The sequence below is a fragment of the Streptomyces sp. NPDC091292 genome (assembly GCF_044757265.1).
GTDB lineage: Bacteria > Actinomycetota > Actinomycetes > Streptomycetales > Streptomycetaceae > Streptomyces.
Map to the genome: position 1 here is coordinate 156,678 of NZ_JBIVUQ010000005.1, position 23,052 is coordinate 179,729.

The following is a 23,052-nucleotide window of genomic DNA, read 5'->3' on the forward strand; positions in this document are numbered from 1 at the left end:
TTGCGGCGGTGTCCGGCGGCTCTTGCGGAACGCTGATGGGGGTAAGTGCGTTGGACAGGCTGCACATTGCCCCACTCCGCTGAAGTACCGGGGAAGCCGCACTGAAGTACGAAAGGTTCGGCGCCCCCCGTACCTCTCGCGCCCCGCCCCCGTACCCCTCGCGCCCGGCCCGTACCCCTCGGGCCCCGCCCCCGAACCTCAGCCCGCCGCCACCGGCTCTCCCTCGACAACCGGGTGGTCCTGTGCCAGTGGTTCCGCCCCGCTCGCCCCGCCGGGCGCCCCGGTCGCGGCGAACACCTCCCGCTCGGCCGTGCCGTAACCGGCCCACTCGTCGGGCAGGGCGTCCTCGTAGAAGATCGCCTCGACCGGGCACACGGGCTCGCAGGCGCCGCAGTCCACGCACTCGTCGGGGTTGATGTACATCTTGCGCGGACCTTCGTAGATGCAGTCGACGGGGCACTCCTCGACGCAGGCCTTGTCCTTGAGATCCACGCAGGGCTGGGCGATGACGTAGGTCATGAGGTCTCCACGGTCCAGGTGTCGTTGCCGGTCAGGAGGGTGGCGAGATCACCCTTCCCGTGCTGTTCGACGGCGGTTTCCAACTGGTCGGACATCAGGGCGTCGTAGACCGGCCGGTCGACGGACCGGAAGACGCCGACGGGTGTGCGGTGCAGGGTGTCGGGGTCGGCGAGGCGGGACAGGGCGAACGCCGTGGTGGGGTTGGTGTGGTGGGCGTCGTGGACGAGGACACGTGCCTCGTTCTCCGGTGTGACCGCGACCACCTTCAGCTCGCCGGTCGACGCGTCCCGTACGACACCCTGGGAACGGTCGGCGCCGCAGCGGATCTGCCGACCGTGCTCCAGGCGGATGACGGCCTCCTCGGCCCGCCCTCGGTCCTTGAGGGCGTCGAAGGCACCGTCGTTGAAGATGTTGCAGTTCTGGTAGATCTCGACCAGGGCGGTGCCGGGGTGGGCGGCGGCCTGCCGCAGCACGTCGGTGAGGTGCGCGCGGTCGGAGTCGATGGTGCGGGCCACGAAGGAGGCCTCGGCGCCGATCGCCAGCGAGACGGGGTTGAACGGCGCGTCCAGCGAGCCCATCGGCGTCGACTTGGTGACCTTCCCGACCTCGGACGTCGGCGAGTACTGGCCCTTCGTCAGACCGTAGATCCGGTTGTTGAAGAGGAGGATCTTGAGGTTGACGTTGCGGCGCAGCGCGTGGATGAGGTGGTTTCCGCCGATGGACAGGGCGTCGCCGTCACCGGTGACCACCCAGACGGACAGATCACGCCGTGAGGTGGCCAGGCCGGTCGCGATGGCGGGGGCCCTGCCGTGGATGGAGTGCATCCCGTACGTGTTCATGTAGTACGGGAAGCGGGACGAGCAGCCGATGCCCGAGACGAAGACGATGTTCTCCCTGGCCAGTCCGAGTTCGGGCAGGAAGCCCTGCACGGCCGCCAGGACCGCGTAGTCGCCGCAGCCGGGGCACCAGCGCACATCCTGGCCGGACTTGAAGTCGCGTACCGACAGCGGAACCTCCGCCTTCGGCACCAGCGACAGAGCCTCAACCGGCATGGACGGCCTCCTTGAGAACGGTGGCGAGCTGCTCCACCTTGAACGGTGTTCCGTCGACCTGGTGGTACGAGACCGCGTCGACCAGGTACTTGGCCCGCAGCAGGGCGGCGAGCTGCCCCAGGTTCATCTCGGGGACGATCACCCGGTCGTAGCGCCCCAGAACCTCCCCGAGATTGGCGGGGAACGGGTTGAGATGGCGCAGGTGGATCTGGGCGATCGGGTCGCCCGCCGCGCGCAGTGCGCGGACCGCGGCGGTGACGGGTCCGTAGGTGGACCCCCAGCCCACGACGAGCGTGCGGGCGCGGTGCGGATCGTCGACGGTGAGGTCGGGGACGGAGATCCGGTCGACCTTGGCCCGGCGGGTGCGGACCATGAGGTCGTGGTTGGCCGGGTCGTACGAGATGTCCCCGGAGCCGTTCTGCTTCTCGATGCCGCCGATACGGTGTTCCAGGCCGGGGGTGCCCGGTACCGCCCAGGGGCGGGCCAGGGTCAGCGGATCGCGTTTGTAGGGCCAGAACGTCTCGGTGCCGTCGTCCAGGGTGTGGTTCGGACCGGTGGCGAACTCCACCCGGAGATCGGGCAGTTCGTCGGCGCGGGGGATGCGCCAGGGTTCGGAGCCGTTGGCGAGGTAGCCGTCCGAGAGCAGGAAGACCGGGGTGCGGTAGGTCAGCGCGATCCGGGCGGCCTCGATCGCCGCGTCGAAGCAGTCGGCGGGGGTCCGCGCGGCGACGACGGGCACCGGGGCCTCCCCGTTGCGGCCGTACATGGCCTGGAGGAGATCGGCCTGCTCGGTCTTGGTGGGCAGGCCGGTGGACGGCCCGCCGCGCTGGATGTCCACGACAAGCAGCGGCAGCTCCAGCGAGACCGCCAGACCGATGGTCTCGGACTTCAGGGCCACGCCGGGGCCCGAGGTGGTGGTCACGGCGAGGGCACCGCCGAACGCCGCGCCCAGCGCGGCGCCGATGCCCGCGATCTCGTCCTCGGCCTGGAAGGTCCGCACACCGAAGTTCTTGTGCCGGGACAGCTCGTGCAGGATGTCCGATGCCGGAGTGATCGGATACGACCCGAGGTAGAGCGGCAGATCCGCCTGCCGGGACGCGGCGATCAGCCCGTAGGACAGCCCCAGGTTCCCGGAGATGTTCCGGTACGTGCCCGGGGGGAACGCCTCGGTGGCGGGCGCGACCTCGTAGGAGACGGCGAAGTCCTCGGTGGTCTCGCCGAAGTTCCAGCCGGCCCGGAACGCGGTGACGTTCGCCTCCGCGATGTGCGGCTTCTTGCCGAACTTCCGCCGCAGGAACGCCTCGGTGCCCTCGGTCGGCCGGTGGTACATCCACGAAAGGAGCCCCAGCGCGAACATGTTCTTGCTGCGCTCGGCCTCCTTGCGGGTCAGACCGAAGTCCTTCAGCGCCTCCACCGTCAGGGTGGTCAGCGGCACCGGATGCACCGCGTACGCCTCCAGCGAGCCGTCCTCCAGCGGTGAGGCGGCCCAGCCGGCCTTCGTCAGCGCGCGCCCGGTGAACTCGTCGGTGTTGACGATGATCTCGGCGCCGCGCGGCACATCCGCCAGGTTCGCCTTCAGCGCGGCCGGGTTCATCGCCACCAGCACGTCCGGCGCGTCGCCGGGAGTGAGGATGTCGTGGTCGGCGAAGTGCAACTGGAACGACGACACACCCGGCAGGGTTCCCGCGGGCGCCCGGATCTCGGCGGGGAAGTCCGGCAGGGTCGACAGATCATTGCCGAAGGACGCCGTCTCCGAGGTGAAACGGTCGCCGGTGAGCTGCATACCGTCGCCCGAGTCACCCGCGAACCGGATGATCACCCGGTCCAGCCGACGGACCTCCTGGGCCGGACGCGCCGTCCCGTCCGTGTCCCCGGGGGCGCTCGAATCACTCGTAGGAGTCGTGTCAACGGCCACCGGCCGCTCCTTCCCGTCGACGCAGCTGGCTGCCTGCCGCCGCACGGTATTGAGCGACCCTTGTGACCGGCCAAAGCCGCCCGGCCGCGCCCCGGGGGCGCCGTCACGGCAGCCAGTCCGCGTTCCGGGCGATGCGGATCGCGTCGACCCGGTTACGCGCGTTGAGTTTGGTGACGACGGTGGTCAGATAGTTGCGTACCGTCCCCGCCGACAAGCGCAGCATCGACGCGATCTCCCGCGCCTCCGCGCCTTCCGCCGCGAGCCGCAGTACCTGGGTCTCGCGGTCGGTGAGGGGGCTCTCGGACTCTCCCCAGGCAGCGAGCGCCAGCTCCGGGTCGACCGCCCGGTGCCCGGCCGCCACGCGCCGTACGGCGGCGGCGAGTTCGGCGGACGGCGCGTCCTTGAGGAGATAGCCGGAGACCCGGGCCTCCAGGGCCCGGCGCAGGGTGCCGGGCCTGCCGAGGCTGGTGAGGATGAGGGCGCGGCACTGGGGGAGTCGTTCGCGCAGCTGAGCCGCGGCCGACAGGCCGTCGACACCGGGCAGATCGATGTCGATGATGGCGACGTCCGGCCGGTGTCTGAGCGCCATGTCGACGATCTCGTCGCCGCGTTCGACCTCGCAGACCACGTCGAGATCGTCCTGGAGATTCAGCAGAGCGACCAGGGCGCCGCGGACCATGTTCATGTCCTCGGCGATCAGTATCCGTATCACTGCGCTCCCGTCTGCGGTCCGTGAGGGGGCCGGATCGTGGCGAGGTGTCGTGGTCCATACCGTTGCTGCAGGGGTACGTGTCGATCGTGCGGCTTATCCATGAGGGGGGAACTTGATCTCCGTTGGTTCCGCGGCCGGGTCCGCGGACGCTTCCGGTGCGTTTCTCGTGGGGGTTTCGGCGAGGAGTCGGAATGTGCCGTCCTTTCCGTGACCGGTTTCGAGACGTCCGCCTATCGCGGTGATGCGGGTACGGAGGTTGCCGAGTCCGTTGCCGCTGTGGGGCGCGGTGTTGTGGTAGGCGGGGTCGGCGCCGTCGTTCTCGATGAGAAGCCGGACCGCCTCGCCGTGATGGACGGCCGTGATGCGGCAGTGGGTGGGGTTGCTGTGGCGGAGCACGTTGGTGACGGCCTCGCGGAGTGTGGTGGCGAGCGCGGTGTCGATGTGGGGGGTGAGCGGGGGGAGTTCGACGTGTACGTCCACGTCGATGTCCGCGGCGTGCAGCATGGATTGCGCCGTTCTGATTTCTTGCTGGAGTGACATGGTGCGATAGCCATGGGCGGCTTTGCGGATATCGGTGAGGGATTGGCCCGCGAGGGTGAGGACTTCGTCGATTTCCTTTCTGGCGCGGTGGGGTTGGGTGGGGATGAGTTGGTGGACGAGTTCGCTTTTGAGGGTGATGGCGGAGAGGGTGAAGCCGAGAAGGTCGTGGAGGTCGCGGGCGAAGCGGAGCCGTTCGCCGGTGACGGCCTGGCGGGCGAGTTCACCGCGGGTGGTGTGGAGATGGGTGGTGAGGTGCGCGAGGCGGGTGAGCCCGTAGAGGACGAGTCCGGTGAGGAGGGTGGTGTGGGGGAAGAGGATGCTCTCGACGAGCGGCCGGCCGTCGAGAAGGGGTGGGGCGAGGGTGCTGAGTCCCACGGTGGTGTAGAGCGGCCAGGCTGCTCGGGGTGGCAGCACGAGGAGGAACGAGGCGGCGAGGTAGCCGGCCATGGTCGCCCAGTAGGCGTGGAAGACGGCGAGTGGGAGGTAGGTGAGGAATGCCTGGAGAGTGAGGGTCAGGCCGATGCGGGGCAGGGGTGTGTGAGGGCTGGTGGGGGTGGAATGGAGGAGTTGCAGCGCGAGCAGCGGCAGCAGCAGGGCCAGGCCGGTCGCTTCGGCGGCGGGGGACACCCCGGCGCTCAGGATCCCGGCGGTGGTGAGGAGCGCGTAGCCCAGCAGTACGGTGAGGACGAGGGTGCGTGCCAGCCGGGGGACCGGAAGGTCGCTGCCGGGTACGGGCGGGGCCACCGCCTCGGGTCTGCCGCCCGTCGACTTGTCCGCACGGTCGGAACGGTCATGACTGTCCATCATCTGCACGGGTCCCCCGCAACCATGTGCGCCATTCTGCGGGGATGATAAGTCAAGGTAGTAAAGACTGTGCAGCGAACAGGGTCTCGCGGGCACAAATTTGCGGAACCAATGGGCTTTGGGGTGAAGAGTTGAAAAGGGCTCAACTTTTTACGCCGTCCATGAGGATGCCATAAAGCGCCCCAGGTCCAACTTCGCCCGGAAGTGCCGGATTCGGAAACGGTCATTGTGGCCACCCGGATTTCGGCGCCGGGTCGGCACCGGCACATGAAGCACATGGGGCACATGGGGCCCACTGATCTCTCGGCGCCCAGGGGCCCCTCCGGCGGAAGGCCGCGTGCCGCCCGCTCTGCACAAGCGGCTCTTTAGAGGCCCCTCGCAGGATGCGGGACGAACAGCACGCGTCGGCGTCGGGCCGGCAGTCTCGGAGAGGTCAGCGATGCGCGTTCTTTTCACCATCTTTCCGACATCGGCACATCTCTATCCAGCCATTCCGCTGGCCTGGGCGCTGCAGAGCGCCGGTCACGAGGTCGTGGTGGCGAGCCCCGAGGGCGTGGTCGACCCGAAGGTGATCGCGAACATCACCTCGGCGGGCCTCACCGCGGTGTCGCTGGGCGGCAAGGAGGAACTCACCGCGTCGCTGGCGCCCCTCATCGCCGGCGCGGGCCCCAACCGGCCGACGCTGGCGCTCGACCCGGACGACGAGAACGCGTGGCGCCAGGCCAGGGCTGTCCTCGCGGGCATGTTCCACGCGTACTACCCGCCGCAGCCGGCGAGCGGCGGGCCCCGCCCCGTCCTGGACAAGTTGGTCGCGTTCGCCCGGGACTGGCGCCCCGACCTGGTGCTGTGGGACCCGCTGGCCCCGACCGGCGCGGTCGCCGCACGCGCCTGCGGCGCCGCCCACGCCCGCCTCCTGTTCGGCATGGACAACATCGGCCTGATCCGCGCCAAGACACGGGAGGAGCAGGCCGATCCGTCCTCCGGCGCCACCGAGGACCCGTGGATGTCGTGGCTTGGCCCGGTCCTTGAGCGCTACGGCCTCGACTTCACCGAGGAGACACTGGTCGGCCAGTGGACCCTGGACCTGACCCAGTCCCGGATGCGCCACCCGCTGGACCTGATGTACGTCCCGGTCCGCCGCGTCCCGTACAACGGCGCCGCCACCCTTCCCGAATGGCTGCACTCCCGGCCCGAGCGGCCCCGCGCCGTCCTCACCCTGGGGGTGAGCCGCCGCCTGCTCGCCGGCCGGCACAGCGGCTTCCCGATGCGCGAGTTCTTCGACTCCGTGTCAGGCCTTGACCTCGAACTCGTCGCCACGCTCAACGGCGAACAGCTCACCGCCGTGGGCACCCTCCCGGACAACGTCCGCGCCATCGAGTACGTACCCCTCAACCAGGTGCTGCCCACCAGCTCGGCGATCATCCACCACGGAGGCGGCGGGACGTTCGCCGCCGCCGTCGCGTTCAAGGTGCCGCAGCTCGTCGCGCCACTCCCGATGTGGGACGAGATGGTCACCGCGCGGTATGTCCTGCGCCGGGGCGCGGGGCTGATCGCCGACCCCGCGGCGATCGACGTGGACAGCGTGCAGAAGGACCTCCTGAGGCTGCTCGGAGAGCCGTCCTTCCAGCTCGGCGCCCGCGGTCTGTACGAGGACATGCTCGCCGCACCGGCTCCCAAGGACGTGGTCCCGGTCCTGGAACGGCTGACCGCCGAGCACCGCGGCTGACCGGCCTCCACCACCGAGTTCGGGACGAAGGGGCGAGCGAGCCGTGCGTATCGAGGAAACCACCATCCCCGGCACGTTTCTGATCGAGCCGGACCACATATCCGACGACCGGGGTGTGTTCTACGAGGCGATGCGGACCGACGCACTGGAGCGCTCCGCCGGGATCACCTTCCAGCCCCGCCAGATCAACTACTCGGTCTCCAGACGCCACACCCTGCGCGGCATCCACAGCGTCCGCATCCCCCCGGGCCAGGCCAAGTTCGTCACCTGCGTCCGGGGCGTGCTCCGCGACATCGTCGTCGACCTGCGGGTCGGCTCCCCCACCTTCGGCAGACACCAGGTGAACGAACTGGACGCCGCGTCGGGCCGGTCCGTGTACGTCCCCGAGGGCGTCGGCCACGGCTTCCTGGCGCTCACCGACGACAGCTGCATCTGCTACGTCGTCTCCAGCACCTACGTTCCCGGAACACAGATCGACATCAACCCGCTCGACCCCGACCTGGACCTGCCCTGGGACTGCGCCGGGACACCGCTCATCTCGGACAAGGACGCGAAGGCGCCTTCGCTGGCCGAGGCCCTCGCGGCAGGCACGCTGTCCGCTTTCGACGCCGCCTGACGTGTCGGCACGCCTGTCCTGCCGGCCGCCGGCGCGCCAGGACGACGCATGCACGGCCGCCACCCGCGCACCAGACCGAAGAGGCATCACCACATGAACCGAGAGGACCTGCCATGAAGGCTCTGGTGTTGGCCGGCGGATCGGGCACCCGCCTACGGCCCTTCAGCTACTCGATGCCCAAACAGCTCATCCCCATCGCGAACACACCGGTCCTGGAGTACGTCCTGAGGAACATCCTCGATCTGGGCGTCACCGAGATCGGCGTCATCGTCGGCGACCGCGGCCCCGAGATCCGCCAGGTGCTCGGCGACGGATCACATCTCGGGGCCCGGCTCACCTACATCCCGCAGGAAGCCCCGCTCGGCCTCGCCCACACCGTCGTCATCGCCCGGGACTTCCTCGGCGACGACGACTTCGTGATGTACCTCGGCGACAACATGCTGCCCGAGGGAATCGCCGGCATCGCCGAAGAGTTCACCGCGCACCGCCCGGCCGCCCACGTCGTCGTGTACAAGGTGCAGGACCCCCGGTCCTTCGGCGTGGCCGAACTGGGCCCCGGCGGCGAGGTGCTGCGCCTGGTGGAGAAGCCGCAGCAGCCGCGCAGCGACCTGGCCCTGATGGGGGTGTACTTCTTCACCCCCGCCATCCACGAGGCGGTACGGGCCATCGAGCCCAGCGCCCGCGGCGAACTGGAGATCACCGACGCGATCCAGTGGCTGGTGTCGTCGGGAGCGGATGTGCGGGCCGGACAGTACGAGGGCTACTGGAAGGACACCGGGAACGTCGAGGACCTGCTCGACTGCAACCAGCGTGTCCTGGAGAGCCTGCGGCCCTCCGTGGCCGGTGAGGTCGACGGCGCCAGCGTGCTCGCGGGACCGGTCGTCGTGGAGGCGGGGGCACGCATCGCGCGCTCCCGTATCGAGGGGCCGGTGATCATCGGGGCCGGCACGGTCGTGGAGGACAGCCACATCGGCCCGCACACATCCATCGGACGCGGCTGCGTCGTCACCGCGAGCCGGCTGGAGTACTCCATCGCCCTGGACGGTGCGTCGGTCACCGGCGTCCAGGGCCTGCGCAGTTCCGTCATCGGCCGCTCCGCCTCCGTCGGCACCACCGGACAGAGCACGGACCGGTACCGCCTGGTCGTCGGAGACCACACCCGAGTGGAAGTCGCGGCATGAGGATCCTCATCACCGGAGCGGCCGGTTTCATCGGCTCCAACTTCGTCCGCAACCTCCTCGCGGACACCTACGCGGGCTGGGAGGGCGCCCAGGTCACCGCCTACGACAAGCTGACCTACGCGGGCAACCGCGACAACCTCCCCGCCTCGCACCCGCGCCTGGAGTTCGTCCGGGGCGACATCGGCGACGCGGCCCTGCTCCGCGAAGTCCTGCCCGGACACGACGCCGTGGTGCACTTCGCGGCGGAGTCCCACGTGGACCGCTCACTGGAGGGCGCCGGGGAGTTCTTCCGCACCAACGTCCTCGGCACCCAGACACTCCTCGACGCGGTGCTGCACAGCCGGGTCGAGCGGGTCGTGCACGTCTCCACCGACGAGGTGTACGGCTCCATCGCGGAAGGCTCCTGGACCGAGGAGTGGCCGCTGCTGCCCAACACCCCCTACGCGGCGTCCAAAGCCTGCTCCGACCTGGTCGCCCGCACCTACTGGCGCACCCACGGAGTGGACCTCTCCATCACGCGCTGCTCCAACAACTACGGGCCGCACCAGCACCCCGAGAAGCTGATCCCGCTGTTCGTGACCAACCTGCTGGAAGGCCGGCAGGTGCCGCTGTACGGCGACGGACGCAACATCCGCGAATGGCTCCACGTGGACGACCACTGCCGAGGCATCCAGCTCGTACTCGACGGCGGCCGGGCCGGTGAGGTCTACAACATCGGCGGCGGCAACGAGCGGACCAACCGCGGCATCACGGAGCGGCTGCTCGAACTGACCGGCTCGGGCCCGGAGATGATCCGCCACGTGGCCGACCGCAAGGCACACGACCTGCGGTACTCCGTCGACGAGACCAAGATCCGTGAAGAGCTGGGCTATGCGCCGCAGACCGGGTTCGACGAGGGCCTGGCCGCCACGGTGGCCTGGTACCGCGACAACCCGGACTGGTGGAAGACCGTCAAGTACGGGGCCGACCGTGCAGAGCGCTGACAACGAGGGAGCCGCCGGGCTCCGCGTCGTGGTGCTCGGGGGCACCGGCTATCTGGGCCGCCGCATCGGCGAGGCGTTCGCCGCCGACGGCGCCCTGGTCCACCTGGTGTCCCGTACCCCGGCCGGGGACGGCCCGGCGGACAGGCGCTCCGTCCGCATGGACCTGCTGGCGACCGGCGCGCGGGAACTCGCCCGGTTCTTCGGCTCGGTGCGGCCCGACGTGGTGGTCAACGCCGCAGGGCGGGTGTGGCAGGCAGGCGAGGCCGAGATGGCCGCGGGCAACGCGGACCTGGTGGCCCGGGTCGCCGAGTCACTCGTCGACCTGCCGCACCCGCCGCGGCTGATCCAGCTCGGCACCGTCCACGAGTACGGCGCCGGAACGCCGGGCGCCGGTACGTCCGAGGAGCACGAGCCCGCGCCCGTCACACCGTACGGGCGCACGAAACTCCTCGGCACCCGGATCGTGCTGCGCGCGGCGGCGGAGGACGGCCTCGACGGTGTGGTGCTCCGCCTGGCCAACGTGATCGGCGCCGGGGTGCCGGCCGGCAGCCTCTTCGGGAAGGTCGCCGCACACCTCGGCGAGGCCGCCCGCGCCCAGCACCTGGGCGAGAAACCGGACGAGCTGAGGCTTCCGCCGCTGCGCGCCCACCGCGACGTCGTGGACGCGCGCGACGCCGTCGACGCCGTACGGGCCGCCGCCACCGCACCGGCCGCCGACATCGGCGGCCAGGTGATCAACATCGCCCGTGGCGAGGCGGTCCCGATGGACGCGCTGATCCACCGCATGGTCGAACTCAGCGGTGTGGACCTTCCGGTGGTCGAGACCGTTACCGATCAGCCCTCGGGCCCCGGCGCCGAGTGGCAGCAACTGGACGTGTCACGGGCGCTGCGGCTCCTGCGATGGCAGCCCCGGCGCACCCTCGACGCCTCGCTGCGCGACCTGCTCGCGGCGGCGGTGCCGGCGCCGGCCAACGGAAGGAAATGACGATGAGTGACACCGCCGACCAGAAGGAACTGGTGCTGGACCAGGTCCGCAAGTACCACCAGGACACCGCGCCCGACCGGGAGTTCGTGCCCGGCGAGACCGAGATCTGGCCGTCAGGGGCGGTCCTGGACGAAGCGGACCGGGTCGCCATCGTCGAGGCCGCGCTGACCCTGCGCATTGCCGCCGGGCCCAGCTCCAAGAAGTTCGAGACCGCCTTCGCCAAGCGGCTGAAGCGGCGCAAGGCCCATCTGACGAACTCCGGTTCGTCGGCGAACCTCCTCGCCGTCTCGGCCCTCACCTCGCACCAGCTCGGTGACCGGCGCCTGAAGCCGGGCGACGAGGTGATCACCGTCGCGGCGGGCTTCCCCACCACCGTCAACCCGATCCTGCAGAACGGACTCCTGCCCGTCTTCGTGGACGTGGACCTCACCACGTACAACACGACGGCCGACCGGGTGGCGCGGGCCATCGGCCCCAAGACCCGGGCGATCATCATCGCGCACGCACTGGGCAACCCCTTCGAGGTCGCCGAGGTGGCCCAACTCGCCAAGGACCACGACCTGTTCCTCATCGAGGACAACTGCGACGCGGTCGGCTCCACCTACGACGGGCAGATCACCGGCACCTTCGGCGACCTGACCACGGTGAGCTTCTACCCCGCGCACCACCTCACCATGGGCGAGGGCGGCTGTGTCCTCACCTCCGACCTCGCAGTGGCCCGCATCGTGGAGTCGCTGCGCGACTGGGGCCGGGACTGCTGGTGCGAACCCGGCAAGAACAACACGTGCTTCAAGCGGTTCGAGTACCAGATGGGCAACCTGCCCGCCGGATACGACCACAAGTACATCTTCTCCCACGTCGGTTACAACCTGAAGGGAACCGACATCCAGGCCGCCCTCGGCCTCTCGCAGCTCACCAAGCTCGACGGGTTCATCGAGGCGCGGCGGCGCAACTGGCGCCGGCTGCGCGAGGGCCTGGACGGTGTGCCGGGCCTGCTGCTCCCCGAACCGACCCCGAGGTCCGAGCCGAGCTGGTTCGGCTTCGTCATCACCGTCGATCCGGAGGCCGCCTTCACCCGCGCCGAACTGGTCGCGCACCTGGAGGAGCGGAAGATCGGCACCCGGCGCCTGTTCGCGGGCAACCTCACCCGCCAGCCCGCCTACATCGGCCAGCCCCACCGCGTCGTCGGCGCCCTCACCAACAGCGACATCATCACCGAGCACACCTTCTGGATCGGCGTCTACCCGGGGCTCACCGACGAAATGCTCGACTACATGACCGCCACGATCAAGGAGTTCGTGGCCCAGCGCGGCTGAGCGCGACGGACCGCCTCCCACCCAGAGATCAGGACGAGGACGATGGACATTGTGGGAACCGGTTTCCTGGCGCGGAGTCTGCGTCCGCTGGCCGGCCGACATCCGGGCACCGTGGCCCTCGCCGCGGGGGAGTCCCGAACGAGCGGCGCCACCGACGCGGACTTCGCACGGGAGGCCGCGCTGCTGCGCGACATCACCAAGCAGTGCGCGGCCGGCGGGCAACGGCTGCTGTTCTTCTCCACCGCCGCGACCGGGCTGTACGGACTCGCCGAGGGACCCGGCAGCGAGGACGCACCCGTGACCCCGTACACCCCCTACGGCGCGCACAAACTCGCCCTGGAGGAGCAACTGCGCGAGAGCGGCGTCGACCACCTCATCCTCCGCCTCGCCCACCTGGTGGGACCGCACGGCCGCTACCACCAGCTCATCCCCACCCTGCTCCGGCAGGTACGCGAAGGCGCCGTCACCATGCATCGGGGCGCCGCCCGCGACCTGATCCGGGTGAGCGACGCGCTCACCATCATCGACCGGCTGCTCGCCGCGGGCCTGCGGGCCGACACGGTCAACGTGGCCTCCGGATTCGCCGTCCCGGTCGAGGCCATAGTCGACCACCTCGCCGCCGCGCTGGGGCTCGCACCGCACAAGGAGTACGTGGACACAGGTGTCCCGTACGACATCTCCACCCGGAAGCTGCGCGCCCTGGTCCCTCAGGTGGCGGACATGGGCTTCGGCCCCGACTACTACCGCCTGGTCCTCAACGACTTCCTCGCGGCCGACCATGCCTGACCCCGCCGCGTACGCATCACGAGAAAGCCGGGGAGTCCCTCCGATGCCGTCCCACATCATCCAGACGCGCGACAGCCAGAGCCTGCCCGCCCGTATCGCACAGTCGGCCGCCACCGTCGAGGGCGCGCATCTGCGTACCGACGACTTCGGCGACTGGCTGGCCGAGCGGGGCAGGGCCAACACCTTCCAGGTGGAGCGGATACCGTTCGCGGAGCTGGACGGCTGGTCGTTCCAGGAGTCCACCGGGAATCTGGTGCACCGCAGCGGCCGGTTCTTCACCGTCGAGGGCCTGCACATCACGGAGGACGGGGAACCCCACGGCGACGGTCCCCACGCCGAGTGGTACCAGCCCATCATCAAACAGCCCGAGGTCGGCATCCTCGGTATCCTCGCCAAGGAGTTCGACGGGGTACTGCACTTCCTGATGCAGGCGAAGATGGAGCCGGGCAACCCGAACCTGCTCCAGCTCTCGCCCACCGTCCAGGCGACCCGCAGCAACTACACCAAGGCCCACAAGGGTGCGGACGTCAAGTACATCGAGTACTTCGTCGGGCCGCGGCGCGGCCGGATCGTCGCGGACGTGCTCCAGTCCGAGCACGGCTCCTGGTTCTACCGCAAGTCCAACCGCAACATGGTCGTGGAGGCGGTCGGTGACGTGCCGCTCCTCGACGACTTCTGCTGGCTCACCCTCGGACAGATCCACGCACTGCTGCGCCGGGACAACGTGGTCAACATGGACTCCCGTACGGTGCTGTCCTGCCTGCCCTTCGCGGACACCTCGGACGGCGCGCTGCTCTCCGACATCGAACTGCTCTCCTGGATCACCGGCGAGCGCACCCGGCACTCCGTACGGACCGAACGCGTCCCGCTGGAGTCCATTCCCGGCTGGAAGCGCGGAGACAGCACGATCGCGCACGAGGAAGGCCGCTACTTCAACGTCGTCGCCGTGTCCGTACGGGCCGGGAACCGCGAGGTGACGGGCTGGACCCAACCCCTGTTCGAGCCGGTCGGCCTCGGGGTCACCGCCTTCCTCACCCGCGAGATCGGCGGCGTCCCGCACGTCCTGATGCACGCCCGCGTCGAGGGCGGCTTCCTGGACACCGTCGAGCTGGGACCGACCGTCCAGTGCACCCCGGACAACTACGCCCACCTGCCCGAGAAGGAGCGACCCCGGTTCCTGGACACGGTGCAGCGTGCGAGCGCGGACCGTATCCGGTACGAGGTCGTGCACTCCGAGGAGGGCGGGCGCTTCCTCAACGCCGAGAGCCGCTTCCTCATCGTCGAGGCCGACGAGGCCGACGCCCCCCTCGACCCGCCGCCCGGCTTCGCCTGGGTCACCCCCGGGCAGCTCACCTTCCTCGTCCGGCACGGCCACTACCTCAACGTCCAGGCCCGCACCATGCTCGCCTGCCTCAACGCGACGGCGGTGAGCGGCCGGTGACCGAACCCCTGCGGGTGGGGGTGCTCGGCTGCGCGGGCATCGCGGTGCGCCGCCTGCTGCCCGCCTTCGCCGCCAGCCCCGACATCGAGATCGCGGCCGTCGCCAGCCGGGACCCGGACAAGGCCCGGCAGATAGCGGCACGCTTCGACTGCCGCCCCGTCCACGGATACGGCGAACTCCTCGAACGCGACGACGTCCAGGCCGTCTACGTGCCGCTGCCCGCGGCCCTGCACGCCCAGTGGACCGAGGCCGCCCTGCGCACGGGCAAGCACGTGCTCGCGGAGAAACCCCTCACCACCGACCGCCACCGCACCGCGGAACTGCTCGACCTCGCCCGCAGCCGCGACCTGGTGCTCATGGAGAACGTCATGTTCGTCCATCACCACCGGCACAGCGCCGTTCAGCGCCTGCTCGCCGACGGCGCCATCGGTGAACTCCGGTCTTTCCAGGCGGTGTTCACCATCCCCCCACTTCCGCCCGGTGACATCAGATACGATCCCGAACTCGGCGGCGGCGCCCTGGCGGACGTCGGGGTCTACCCCCTCCGGGCCGCACTGCACTTCCTCGGCCCCGAACTCGACATCGTCGGAGCCCGCCTCGTCCGGGGCGCGGGACGGCGGGTCGAGACCTCCGGTGCCGCGCTGCTGAGCACCCCCGGAGCCGTCACGGCTCAGATCACCTTCGGCATGGAGGACGCGTACCGCTCGACGTACGCACTGTGGGGCAGCGAAGGCGGCATCACCGTCGACCGGGCGTACACCCCGCCCGCCGACCACGTCCCCGTGATCGGTCTGCACCGCGGCGGGAACACCGAGGAGATCCGGCTCGCGCCGCACGACCAGGTGGCGGCCACCGTCGCGGCCTTCGCCGCCTCGGTCCGCACCGGAATCCTCCCGGACACCCGAGCCACCCTGCGGCAGGCCGAACTCCTCGACGAGACACACCGGTCCGCCTCGCGCCGAGAACCCGTCAGAACTTAGGAGATATGCGTGCGACGCCACATAGCGTTCTTCAACTTTCCGGCCGTAGGCCATGTCAACCCCACGGTCGGCCTGGTCGAGGAGCTGGTGAAGCGAGGTCACCGCGTCACCTGCACCGCGACGGACCACTTCGCCCCGATCATCAAGGCCGCGGGCGCCGAACCGGTCAGGTACGAATCGGTCTTCGGCGACTTCTACCGCGCCCCCCTGACCGCCGCCGAGAACGCGGGCGAAGGGCTGCGGTGCCTGAACGAGAGCACGTCCCTCGTGGAACAGGTCGCACCGTTCTACGAGGAGAACACACCGGATGTCATCGTCCATGACTTCATGGCATGGGGAGCACGTTTCCTCGCCGCCAAGAACGACATTCCGCTGATCCGGACGTACCCGGTGTTCGCGGCGAACGAGCACTTCTCGCTCCGGGAGAAGTTCCCGGTGGCGGAGCTGACCGACCCGCAGATCATGGAAGCGGTGCAGAAACTCGCGGGTGTGCTGCCCCAGTTCGGCCTGCCCGCCGACCCCATGGGCTTCCTCTCGGGGATCGAGAAGCTCGGGATCGCCTTCCTCCCGCGCGAATTCCAGTACGCGGGCGAGACCTTCGACGAACGGTTCGTCTTCACCGGCCCCTGCATCGCCGAACGCCCCTACCAGGGCACCTGGCAGCCGGCCTCGGCCGACCGACCCGTCCTGCTGATCTCGCTCGGCACCTCCGCCCGGGGCTGGCCGGAGTTCTTCACGATGGCCATCGAAGCCTTCGGCGATTCCGAGTGGGACGTCCTCATCACCGTCGGCGAACACACCGACCCCGCAGGGCTCGGACCGCTGCCCGCGAACGTCGACGTACGGCGGTACGCGCCGCAGCTCGACGTGCTCCGCCACGCCCGGCTGTTCCTCACCCACGGTGGAATGAACAGCACCATGGAGTCGCTGAACAGCGGCGTGCCCATGGTGGTCGTGCCGCAGACCAGCGAGCAGCGGGCGAACGCCCAGCGCGTGGAGGAGCTGGGCCTCGGCCGCCGGCTCGCCAAGGAGGACGTCACGGTGGAGAGCCTGCGCGAGGCCGTGGCCGGGGTGACGGGCGACGCGTCCGTGGCCGAACGGGTGCGGGCCATGCGGGAGCGGATGCACGCCGTCGACGGTCCGGCCGTCGCCGCCGACGCCGTCGAGGCATACGTCGCCCAGCAGAGCTGAAGACCCCCGCCGCGACGCGGATCCGTGGCGCGGACGGGCCCGCACCGGTGTCGCACGGCCCTCGCTCACAGGCCGTGCGACACCGGGTCGGCATCGGACGGCCCCGGTCATGCCCGGGGCCGTCCGAACGACACCGCACACCGCACACCGACCGGGACGGTGACCCGATGGACCATCTGGAAGAGTTGAAGGAATTCGCCCGCCTGCACGCCCGGGGCCAGGGCATGACGGCCGAGCACGCCACCCGTGTCCTCGCGCGTGTCACCAACGACACCACGGACGACCCGGACTCCTGGGCCGCGGTGTGGACCGCCGAAGGCCGTGCCGCCGCCGCACGCGACGACCTCCTCGACGCCTGCCGGCACTACGCGCTCGCCCGCTTCCCGTACCACGGTGACGCCGATCGCCTGGCCGCCCAGCGGCTCTGCGTCGACACCTTCGACCAGTGGCGCCGCGGCCAGGAAGGTGTCGAGCGCTTGGAGTTCACCGACCCCGACGGCACGGGCGGCACCATCGCCTGCTGGGCCGCCGGGCTCGACAGGTCCCGCCCGCTGCTGATCGTCATGGGTGGCATCGTCAGCGTCAAGGAACAGTGGGCGCCGCTGCTGCCCCTGCTCCGCAAGCTCGGCTTCGCCGCCGTGGTCACCGAGCTGCCCGGCGTCGGCGAGAACACCGTCACCTACGGGCCCGACTCCTGGCGCACCCTCAGCTTCCTGCTCGACCGGCTCACCGACCGCGCCCAGGTCTCCGACACCTCGATGCTCGCCCTCAGCTTCAGCGGCCACCTCGCCCTGCGCGCCGCCGCCGATGACCCCCGTATCCGCCGCGTCCTCACCGTGGGCGCCCCCGTCTCCGACTTCTTCACCGACGAGACCTGGTGGCCCCGGGTGCCCGGCATCACGGCCCACACCCTGCGCCGCCTCACGGGCAGCGACGACCTCACCGAACTCCGCCACCGGCTACCGGAGTTCGCCCTCACACCGGAGCACCTTCAGCGGGTCCGGATACCCGTCCGGTACGTCGCCAGCAGCCGCGACGAGATCATCCCGGACACGGATCAGACGCTGCTGCGCCGCACGCTGCACGACGTCCGGTTCAAGACGTTCGACGACGTCCACGGCTCGCCCGCCCATCTCGGAGCGATGCGGCGCTGGCTGTTCTCCCAACTGCTGTGGCTGCGCCTCGCGCGCCGCGGTGCCCGGCCGACGCCGCGTGCGACGGTGTCGCGCTGACGGCCGTTCAGGACATGCCCGGCCCCCCGGGGCGGGCGGGCACGGCGTCGCCCGTGGTGTCCGCGGGTGTGTCCGACGGTTTCGCGGGTGCTTCGGCGAGGAGGCGGAAGGTGCCGTCTTCGCCATGGCCGCTTTCGAGACGTCCGCCTATGCCGGCCACCCGCGCGTGGAGGTTGCCGAGTCCGTTGCCGCTGTGCGGTGCGGGGTTGCGGTGGCCGGGGTCGGCACCGTCGTTCTCGACGAGCAGCCGGACGACACCGTCACGCTGGACGGCCTTGATGCGGCAGTACGTGGCGTTGCTGTGACGCAGAAGATTGGTGACGGCCTCGCGCAGGGTGGTGGCGAGCGCGGTGTCCACGCGGGGTGCGAGCGGGGGGAGTTCGACCTCTGCGTGTACGTGGATGCCGCCGGCCTGGAGCATCGATTGCGCGGTTCTGATCTCCGGCTGGAGCGAGAGGGCGCGGTAGCCACCGGCGGCTCTGCGGACGTCGGTGAGTGACTGACCCGCCAGCGTGAGGATCTCGCCGATCTCCTTCATGGCGCGGTCGGGCCGGGTGGGGATGAGCTGGTGGACGAGTTCGCTCTTGAGGCTGATGGCGGAGAGGCTGAAGCCGAGAAGGTCGTGGAGGTCGCGGGCGAAGCGGAGCCGTTCACCGGTGACGGCCTGCCGGGCGAGTTCGGCGCGGGTGGTGTGGAGGTGGATGGTGAAGTGTGTCAGGCGGGCGAGTCCGTAGAGGACGAGTCCGGTGAGCAGTGTGGAGAGGGTGAGCTGGAGGCTGCGGAGGAGGGGCTGGCCGTCGAGGAGGGGCGGGACGAGGGTGCTCAGTCCCACGGTGGCGTAGAGGGGCCAGGCCGCCCGGGGTGGCAGCAGCAGGAGTAAGGAGGCGGCGAGGTAGCCGGCCATCGTCTCCCAGTAGGCGTCGAAGACGACCAGCGGAAGGTAGGTGAGCAGTGCCTGGAGTGTGAGGGTGACGCAGGTGCGGGGCAGCGGGGCCCGGTCGCTGCCCGCTGCGGAGTGGAGGAGTTGCAGCGCGAGGATCGGCGGCAGCAGGAGCAGGCCGGTCGCTTCGGCCGTGGGGGACACTCCGGCGGTGAGGATGCCCGCGGTGGTGAGGAGCCCGTGGCCGAGGAGCGTGGTGACGAGGAGCGTGCGGGCGATACGGGGAGCGGGAACGCAGCCACCGGGTGAGGCGGAGGGTGAGGGTGAGAGCGAGGGCGGGGCGACCGCCTCGGGTCTGCCGTCCGCCGATTCGTCCGTACGGCCGGATCGATTGGAACGATCAAATACGCCGGAGCGGTCACGACTGTCCATCATCTGCACGGGTCCCCCGCAACCATGTGCGCCGTCCCGCCGGGCCGGTCCACGGCCCGGCGGGTGTGTGCGTGTGCACCGCCGGATGCTGCCCGCGGTCGACGGAGTTGATGCGGCCGATTCCGCACCGGGCAACTCCCCGGTCCCGTCAGGAGGATGCGGGCCGCCGTACCGCCGTCAGCCCGCGCCCCGGGGCCCCTCCGCCGCCGTCAGCGCCTCCAGCGCACTGGCCTGGGTACGCCAGTCCGTCTGGTTGGGATGCGTACCGGACCAGCGCTGGCCGAGACGGTTGAGGGAGTCACGGTCGGTGGCCCAGATCACATCGGCCTGCTTCGTGAGGTACGCCCGGTAGGTGGCGGATCGGGTGGCGGATCCGGTGGCGTCCGCCAGGTCGGCGAGGTGCCGCACGAAGACGCCCTTGAACTGCTTCTGGTTGTCGTCGCAGGAGTTCGTGCCGACATCACAGGACTCCGTCAGCACACCGTCGCGGGTCAGCACGGGCGACGAGATCGCCGCGTCGGCCAGGCGCTGAGCCGTCTCCAGGTACCGGCCGCTCCCGGTGGACCGCCACAACTGCGTGAAGGCGCCGATGGCGAGGCCCTGGTTGTAACTCCACACGGTCTGGCCGTTGTTGCCGCAGCCCCGGGTCAGCCCGTCGTTGACCAGACCGGCGGAGTTGATCATCCCGCTGGCCAGATACCAGTCCGCAGCCGTGGCCGCACGGGCACCCCACACGCTGTCGCCGCCGATCCGCTGGTGCAGCGAGGTGGTCAGCCACAGGTACAGGCCGTTGGTCACGGCGTTCTTGTACGTGCGTTCCCGGTCCCACCACACACCGCCGCCGCAGGAGCCGGTGTCCCAGTACTGGTGGACGTAGTCGGTGATCGTGACCGCCTCGTCCAGATACCGTCGTTCGCCCGTGTAGTCGTACGCCGTCAGCCACGCCACCGCCCACCAGGCCGCGTCGTCGATGGCGCGGCTGATGAAATGACCCTCGACCGGATCCGAACTGCGCCCGCCCGCCGGGAAGACGCCACGGTTCTGCTCGAAGGTGCGGGCGATCACCCAGTCGTAGTCGTGCCGCCCGGTGCGCTCGGCGAAGTCCACGACCGAAGTGAGCGCCACGGCCGAGTTCCACCAACTGCTCCGCCACCAGCCCTCGTTGGTGTGGTACGACGCCATCAGCGCGTCCGCTGCCGCGCGCGCCCGCGTCGGCGCGGGCCTGACCCATGCCGTGCAACTGCCCTCCTGGTGGGTGGCCTCCCGGCCGCAGGCACGGACCGCCCCGCCGTACAGCAGGCCGCGCGGGTCCCGTGTGGCGAACATGGTGGTCCGGGCCGAGGCCGCTCCGGACGCCACACTCGTACGACCGAGAGAGGAACCCTCGGGCCAGCTCGCGCCGCCGTCCCAGGAGCGGTCCAGCCAGATCTCGTCACCCGCGCCGCCGTCCGAGACGACGCCCCACGCCATGCCGTTGCGCTGGTCGACGTGCAGGCTGATGGTGCGTCCGAAGAGGGTGGCCGACGGTACGGGGGTGTCGTCGCCCGAGGCGCCGGCCGGATCGGCCCCGTCGCAGAACGAGCCGTCGCACACCCTCGGGTACACCCAGTCGGTGCAGGTGACGGAGGCCGCGTCGGCGCAGGCGCGGATCCAGCCGCGCCGGTGCCCGACCGGGTCGGTGATGTTGTACATCAGCGTGCGGGTGCCGGTCCATGTGCCGGGGATGCTCGCCTTGCCGAGCAGGGGTTCCCAGGTCGCGCCCCGGTCCCAGGACCGGTCCAGCCAGACCGAGTCGCCGGTCACACCGTTGTCGATGCTCGCCCAGGCCATGGTGTCCGGATCGGAGACGTGCAGTCGCAGGACCCGGCCGTTGATGTTCCGGTCCGGGACCGGGAAGGTGTCCTGCCGTGCCTTCGAGGGGTCCAGGGTGTCGCACGCCAGGGCACAGACCGGCGTCGCGGCGTGCGAGACGGTGGGCAGGGCGACGAGACCGGCCAGAGCCAGGATCAGGGCCAGAAGCCTGCCGACGACGGGGCGGGTCCGGGCCGACATGAGGTACCGCCAGTGTGTGGGGGTCGGTGTGCGGAGTGTTGGTACGGGAGTCATGGGGCCTCCCCGTCAGGTTGCGTGCCTCGGAGATGGATGTGAGAGCGCTCTCGGAACGTAGTGAGGGGCGGCCGAGGCGTCAACGGGCCCACCCGTATGCGAGTTGAAAGCGGACCCCTCTGATCCGGAAGTCACCAGGGCCGGACCGGGGGACTGTTGGGGTCGGGTCGGCTCCGGGGATGTCAGGATGCGGGTATGAACAGTGATCTCTTCACGAACGAGCACATGGTGACCCCCGCGACCGCCGTCGGGATGACCGTGCAGAACTCGAAGTCCATCAGATACGCGGTCAACGGCGAGATGCGCGCCCGCCAGGGAGCGATGATCGCCTACCGGGGCAACCTGCAGTTCGAACGGAAGGGCCAGGGCGTCGGCGGCATGCTCAAGAGGGCCGTCACGGGCGAGGGCCTGCCGCTGATGACGGTCCGGGGCCAGGGCGAGGCATGGTTCGCGCACGAGGCACAGAACTGCTTCATCGTCGACATAGTCCAGGGCGACCTGCTGACCGTGAACGGCCGCAACGTCCTGTGCTTCGACCCGACGCTCTCGTACGAGATAAAGACGGTGAAGGGCGCCGGCATGACCGGCGGCGGCCTGTTCAACAGTGTCTTCAGCGGCTACGGCAAGCTGGGCCTGATGTGTGAGGGCAGCCCGCTCGTGATCCCGGTGACCGCACAGCAGCCGGTGTACGTCGACACCGACGCGGTGGTCGGCTGGACCGCACACCTCCAGACGTCGCTGCACCGTTCGCAGTCGGTGGGTTCGATGATCCGCGGTGGGTCCGGCGAGGCGGTGCAACTGATGTTGCAGGGTGAGGGGCTTGTGATCGTGCGCCCGAGCGAGGCGACTCCGCAGAAGCCGCAGTAACAGTGGTCATTCGCCGGTGCCTTGGCCTCCGGCGCATCCTGATCTCCGGCGAGCGGCATCCCGGCGCCCGGCAGTCACGCGCAGCGCGTGCGTGCCGGCTGCCGGGCAGGCGGCGCACCTGGCGCGGCGACCTACGTCAGGAGGAACGCGAGGGGTGTGGCCGCACCGAGTGCCGCCCCGGCAAGGGTCTGTGCGGGGGAGTGGTAGCTGAGCGCGACCCGTGACCAGCACACCGCCGCCACCAGCACGTACCCGACCACCCACCACACACTGTGCACGGTGGCGAGCAGGGACACGGTCGCCGACGCGACGGTGGCGTCGACGCTGATCTTCCACACCGTGTTCACGGCGAGAAGGATCACGGTCATGGACCACAGCGCCAGCATCGCGGCCAGAACGTCCACAGGGGCTCCGCCGACGGCCATGATCGCCGCACCGGTACCGACGGATGTGAGGATGACGAAGAAGATCGGGGCGCGCTGGGTACGGTCGACGACGTGCCGGTCGCCGAACGTCCCCCGCCGCCGCTCCCGTTCGATATAGGCCGCGGGCACGATCCCCGCGCACAACGCGCCGAGCAGCCCCCACAGTGCGCCGCTCCAGTGCCGGGACGCTGCCAAGCCGATACCGGTCATCCCGGCGAGCAGGACATTGCGCGGCTGGAACACATCGGTCACGACCCGGGCGACACGACGGGCCCCGCCCTCGCTGGTACGGGTGTTGGGGTGCTGCGCTTCGTCGGCGTTGTCCCGGACAGTGCTCATGAGCACCCACCTTACTGATCGTTT

At 70.1% G+C, this 23,052-nt stretch carries 20 protein-coding genes; 12 read left to right on the top strand and 8 right to left on the bottom strand.

Annotated features, from left to right (window positions below; translation table 11 throughout):
* Positions 1-198 precede the first annotated feature (198 nt).
* The 5 genes from fdxA to ACIQNU_RS17140 form a co-directional block, all read right to left on the bottom strand.
* Entirely contained in the window at positions 199-519 is a 321-nt protein-coding gene (fdxA, locus tag ACIQNU_RS17120) for a ferredoxin (RefSeq protein WP_401366678.1), read from the bottom strand.
* Positions 516-1,571, bottom strand: a complete 1,056-nt coding sequence (locus ACIQNU_RS17125; RefSeq protein WP_401366680.1) for a 2-oxoacid:ferredoxin oxidoreductase subunit beta — start codon at positions 1,569-1,571, stop codon at positions 516-518. The genes fdxA and ACIQNU_RS17125 overlap by 4 nt, the downstream gene beginning before the upstream one ends.
* Positions 1,561-3,399 carry a 2-oxoacid:acceptor oxidoreductase subunit alpha gene (locus tag ACIQNU_RS17130; RefSeq protein ID WP_401367112.1) on the bottom strand — a complete coding sequence of 613 codons (1,839 nt, stop codon included), beginning with the start codon at positions 3,397-3,399 and terminating at the stop codon, positions 1,561-1,563. Before ACIQNU_RS17130 ends, ACIQNU_RS17125 begins: the two co-directional genes overlap by 11 nt.
* 190 nt (positions 3,400-3,589) lie before the next feature.
* The gene (locus ACIQNU_RS17135) at positions 3,590-4,198 is read right to left on the bottom strand and encodes a DNA-binding response regulator (RefSeq protein ID WP_401366682.1); all 609 of its coding nucleotides are present in this window, start codon (positions 4,196-4,198) and stop codon (positions 3,590-3,592) included.
* A 93-nt stretch (positions 4,199-4,291) separates the two neighbouring features.
* Positions 4,292-5,545, bottom strand: a complete 1,254-nt coding sequence (locus ACIQNU_RS17140) for a sensor histidine kinase (RefSeq protein WP_401366683.1) — start codon at positions 5,543-5,545, stop codon at positions 4,292-4,294.
* Positions 5,546-5,981: 436 nt separating this feature from the next.
* Between ACIQNU_RS17140 and ACIQNU_RS17145 the strand changes: the two genes are divergently transcribed.
* From ACIQNU_RS17145 to ACIQNU_RS17195, 11 genes are all read left to right on the top strand, one after another.
* On the top strand, positions 5,982-7,268 hold the full coding sequence (locus tag ACIQNU_RS17145) for an activator-dependent family glycosyltransferase (RefSeq protein ID WP_401366684.1): 1,287 nt from the start codon (positions 5,982-5,984) through the stop codon (positions 7,266-7,268).
* Positions 7,269-7,311: 43 nt separating this feature from the next.
* The gene (locus ACIQNU_RS17150) at positions 7,312-7,884 is read left to right on the top strand and encodes a dTDP-4-dehydrorhamnose 3,5-epimerase family protein (RefSeq protein WP_401366685.1); all 573 of its coding nucleotides are present in this window, start codon (positions 7,312-7,314) and stop codon (positions 7,882-7,884) included.
* A gap of 113 nt (positions 7,885-7,997) precedes the next feature.
* Entirely contained in the window at positions 7,998-9,065 is a 1,068-nt protein-coding gene (locus ACIQNU_RS17155; protein ID WP_401366687.1) for a glucose-1-phosphate thymidylyltransferase, read from the top strand.
* Positions 9,062-10,048 carry a dTDP-glucose 4,6-dehydratase gene (gene rfbB, locus ACIQNU_RS17160; RefSeq protein WP_401366688.1) on the top strand — a complete coding sequence of 329 codons (987 nt, stop codon included), beginning with the start codon at positions 9,062-9,064 and terminating at the stop codon, positions 10,046-10,048. Before ACIQNU_RS17155 ends, rfbB begins: the two co-directional genes overlap by 4 nt.
* Positions 10,035-11,033 (top strand): NAD-dependent epimerase/dehydratase family protein, encoded by a 999-nt coding sequence (locus ACIQNU_RS17165; protein ID WP_401366690.1) that lies wholly within the window; start codon positions 10,035-10,037, stop codon positions 11,031-11,033. Before rfbB ends, ACIQNU_RS17165 begins: the two co-directional genes overlap by 14 nt.
* A 2-nt stretch (positions 11,034-11,035) precedes the next feature.
* Positions 11,036-12,349, top strand: coding sequence for a lipopolysaccharide biosynthesis protein RfbH (rfbH, locus tag ACIQNU_RS17170; protein WP_401366692.1), 1,314 nt, complete (start codon positions 11,036-11,038; stop codon positions 12,347-12,349).
* A 42-nt stretch (positions 12,350-12,391) separates the two neighbouring features.
* Positions 12,392-13,135, top strand: coding sequence for an NAD-dependent epimerase/dehydratase family protein (locus tag ACIQNU_RS17175; RefSeq protein ID WP_401366694.1), 744 nt, complete (start codon positions 12,392-12,394; stop codon positions 13,133-13,135).
* A 43-nt stretch (positions 13,136-13,178) separates the two neighbouring features.
* Positions 13,179-14,576: an NDP-hexose 2,3-dehydratase family protein gene (locus ACIQNU_RS17180; RefSeq protein WP_401366696.1), complete on the top strand. Its 1,398-nt coding sequence runs from the start codon at positions 13,179-13,181 to the stop codon at positions 14,574-14,576.
* The gene (locus ACIQNU_RS17185) at positions 14,573-15,556 is read left to right on the top strand and encodes a Gfo/Idh/MocA family protein (protein WP_401366698.1); all 984 of its coding nucleotides are present in this window, start codon (positions 14,573-14,575) and stop codon (positions 15,554-15,556) included. The genes ACIQNU_RS17180 and ACIQNU_RS17185 overlap by 4 nt, the downstream gene beginning before the upstream one ends.
* Before the next feature lie 9 nt (positions 15,557-15,565).
* Positions 15,566-16,747 carry a macrolide family glycosyltransferase gene (locus tag ACIQNU_RS17190; protein ID WP_401366699.1) on the top strand — a complete coding sequence of 394 codons (1,182 nt, stop codon included), beginning with the start codon at positions 15,566-15,568 and terminating at the stop codon, positions 16,745-16,747.
* Between the two features lie 167 nt (positions 16,748-16,914).
* Positions 16,915-17,979, top strand: a complete 1,065-nt coding sequence (locus tag ACIQNU_RS17195) for an alpha/beta hydrolase (protein ID WP_401366701.1) — start codon at positions 16,915-16,917, stop codon at positions 17,977-17,979.
* Positions 17,980-17,986: 7 nt separating this feature from the next.
* Here ACIQNU_RS17195 and ACIQNU_RS17200 read toward each other — a convergent pair whose 3' ends face one another.
* Both ACIQNU_RS17200 and ACIQNU_RS17205 read right to left on the bottom strand, forming a co-directional pair.
* Entirely contained in the window at positions 17,987-19,294 is a 1,308-nt protein-coding gene (locus tag ACIQNU_RS17200; protein WP_401366703.1) for a sensor histidine kinase, read from the bottom strand.
* 174 nt (positions 19,295-19,468) lie between these two features.
* Complete coding sequence (locus ACIQNU_RS17205) at positions 19,469-21,343, bottom strand: glycoside hydrolase family 76 protein (protein ID WP_401367114.1); 1,875 nt, start codon at positions 21,341-21,343, stop codon at positions 19,469-19,471.
* 249 nt (positions 21,344-21,592) lie between these two features.
* On the opposite strand from ACIQNU_RS17205, the gene ACIQNU_RS17210 reads away from it, so the two are divergent.
* Positions 21,593-22,264 (top strand): AIM24 family protein, encoded by a 672-nt coding sequence (locus ACIQNU_RS17210; RefSeq protein WP_401366705.1) that lies wholly within the window; start codon positions 21,593-21,595, stop codon positions 22,262-22,264.
* 131 nt (positions 22,265-22,395) lie between these two features.
* Here ACIQNU_RS17210 and ACIQNU_RS17215 read toward each other — a convergent pair whose 3' ends face one another.
* On the bottom strand, positions 22,396-23,028 hold the full coding sequence (locus ACIQNU_RS17215; protein ID WP_401366707.1) for a hypothetical protein: 633 nt from the start codon (positions 23,026-23,028) through the stop codon (positions 22,396-22,398).
* Positions 23,029-23,052: the final 24 nt, after the last annotated feature.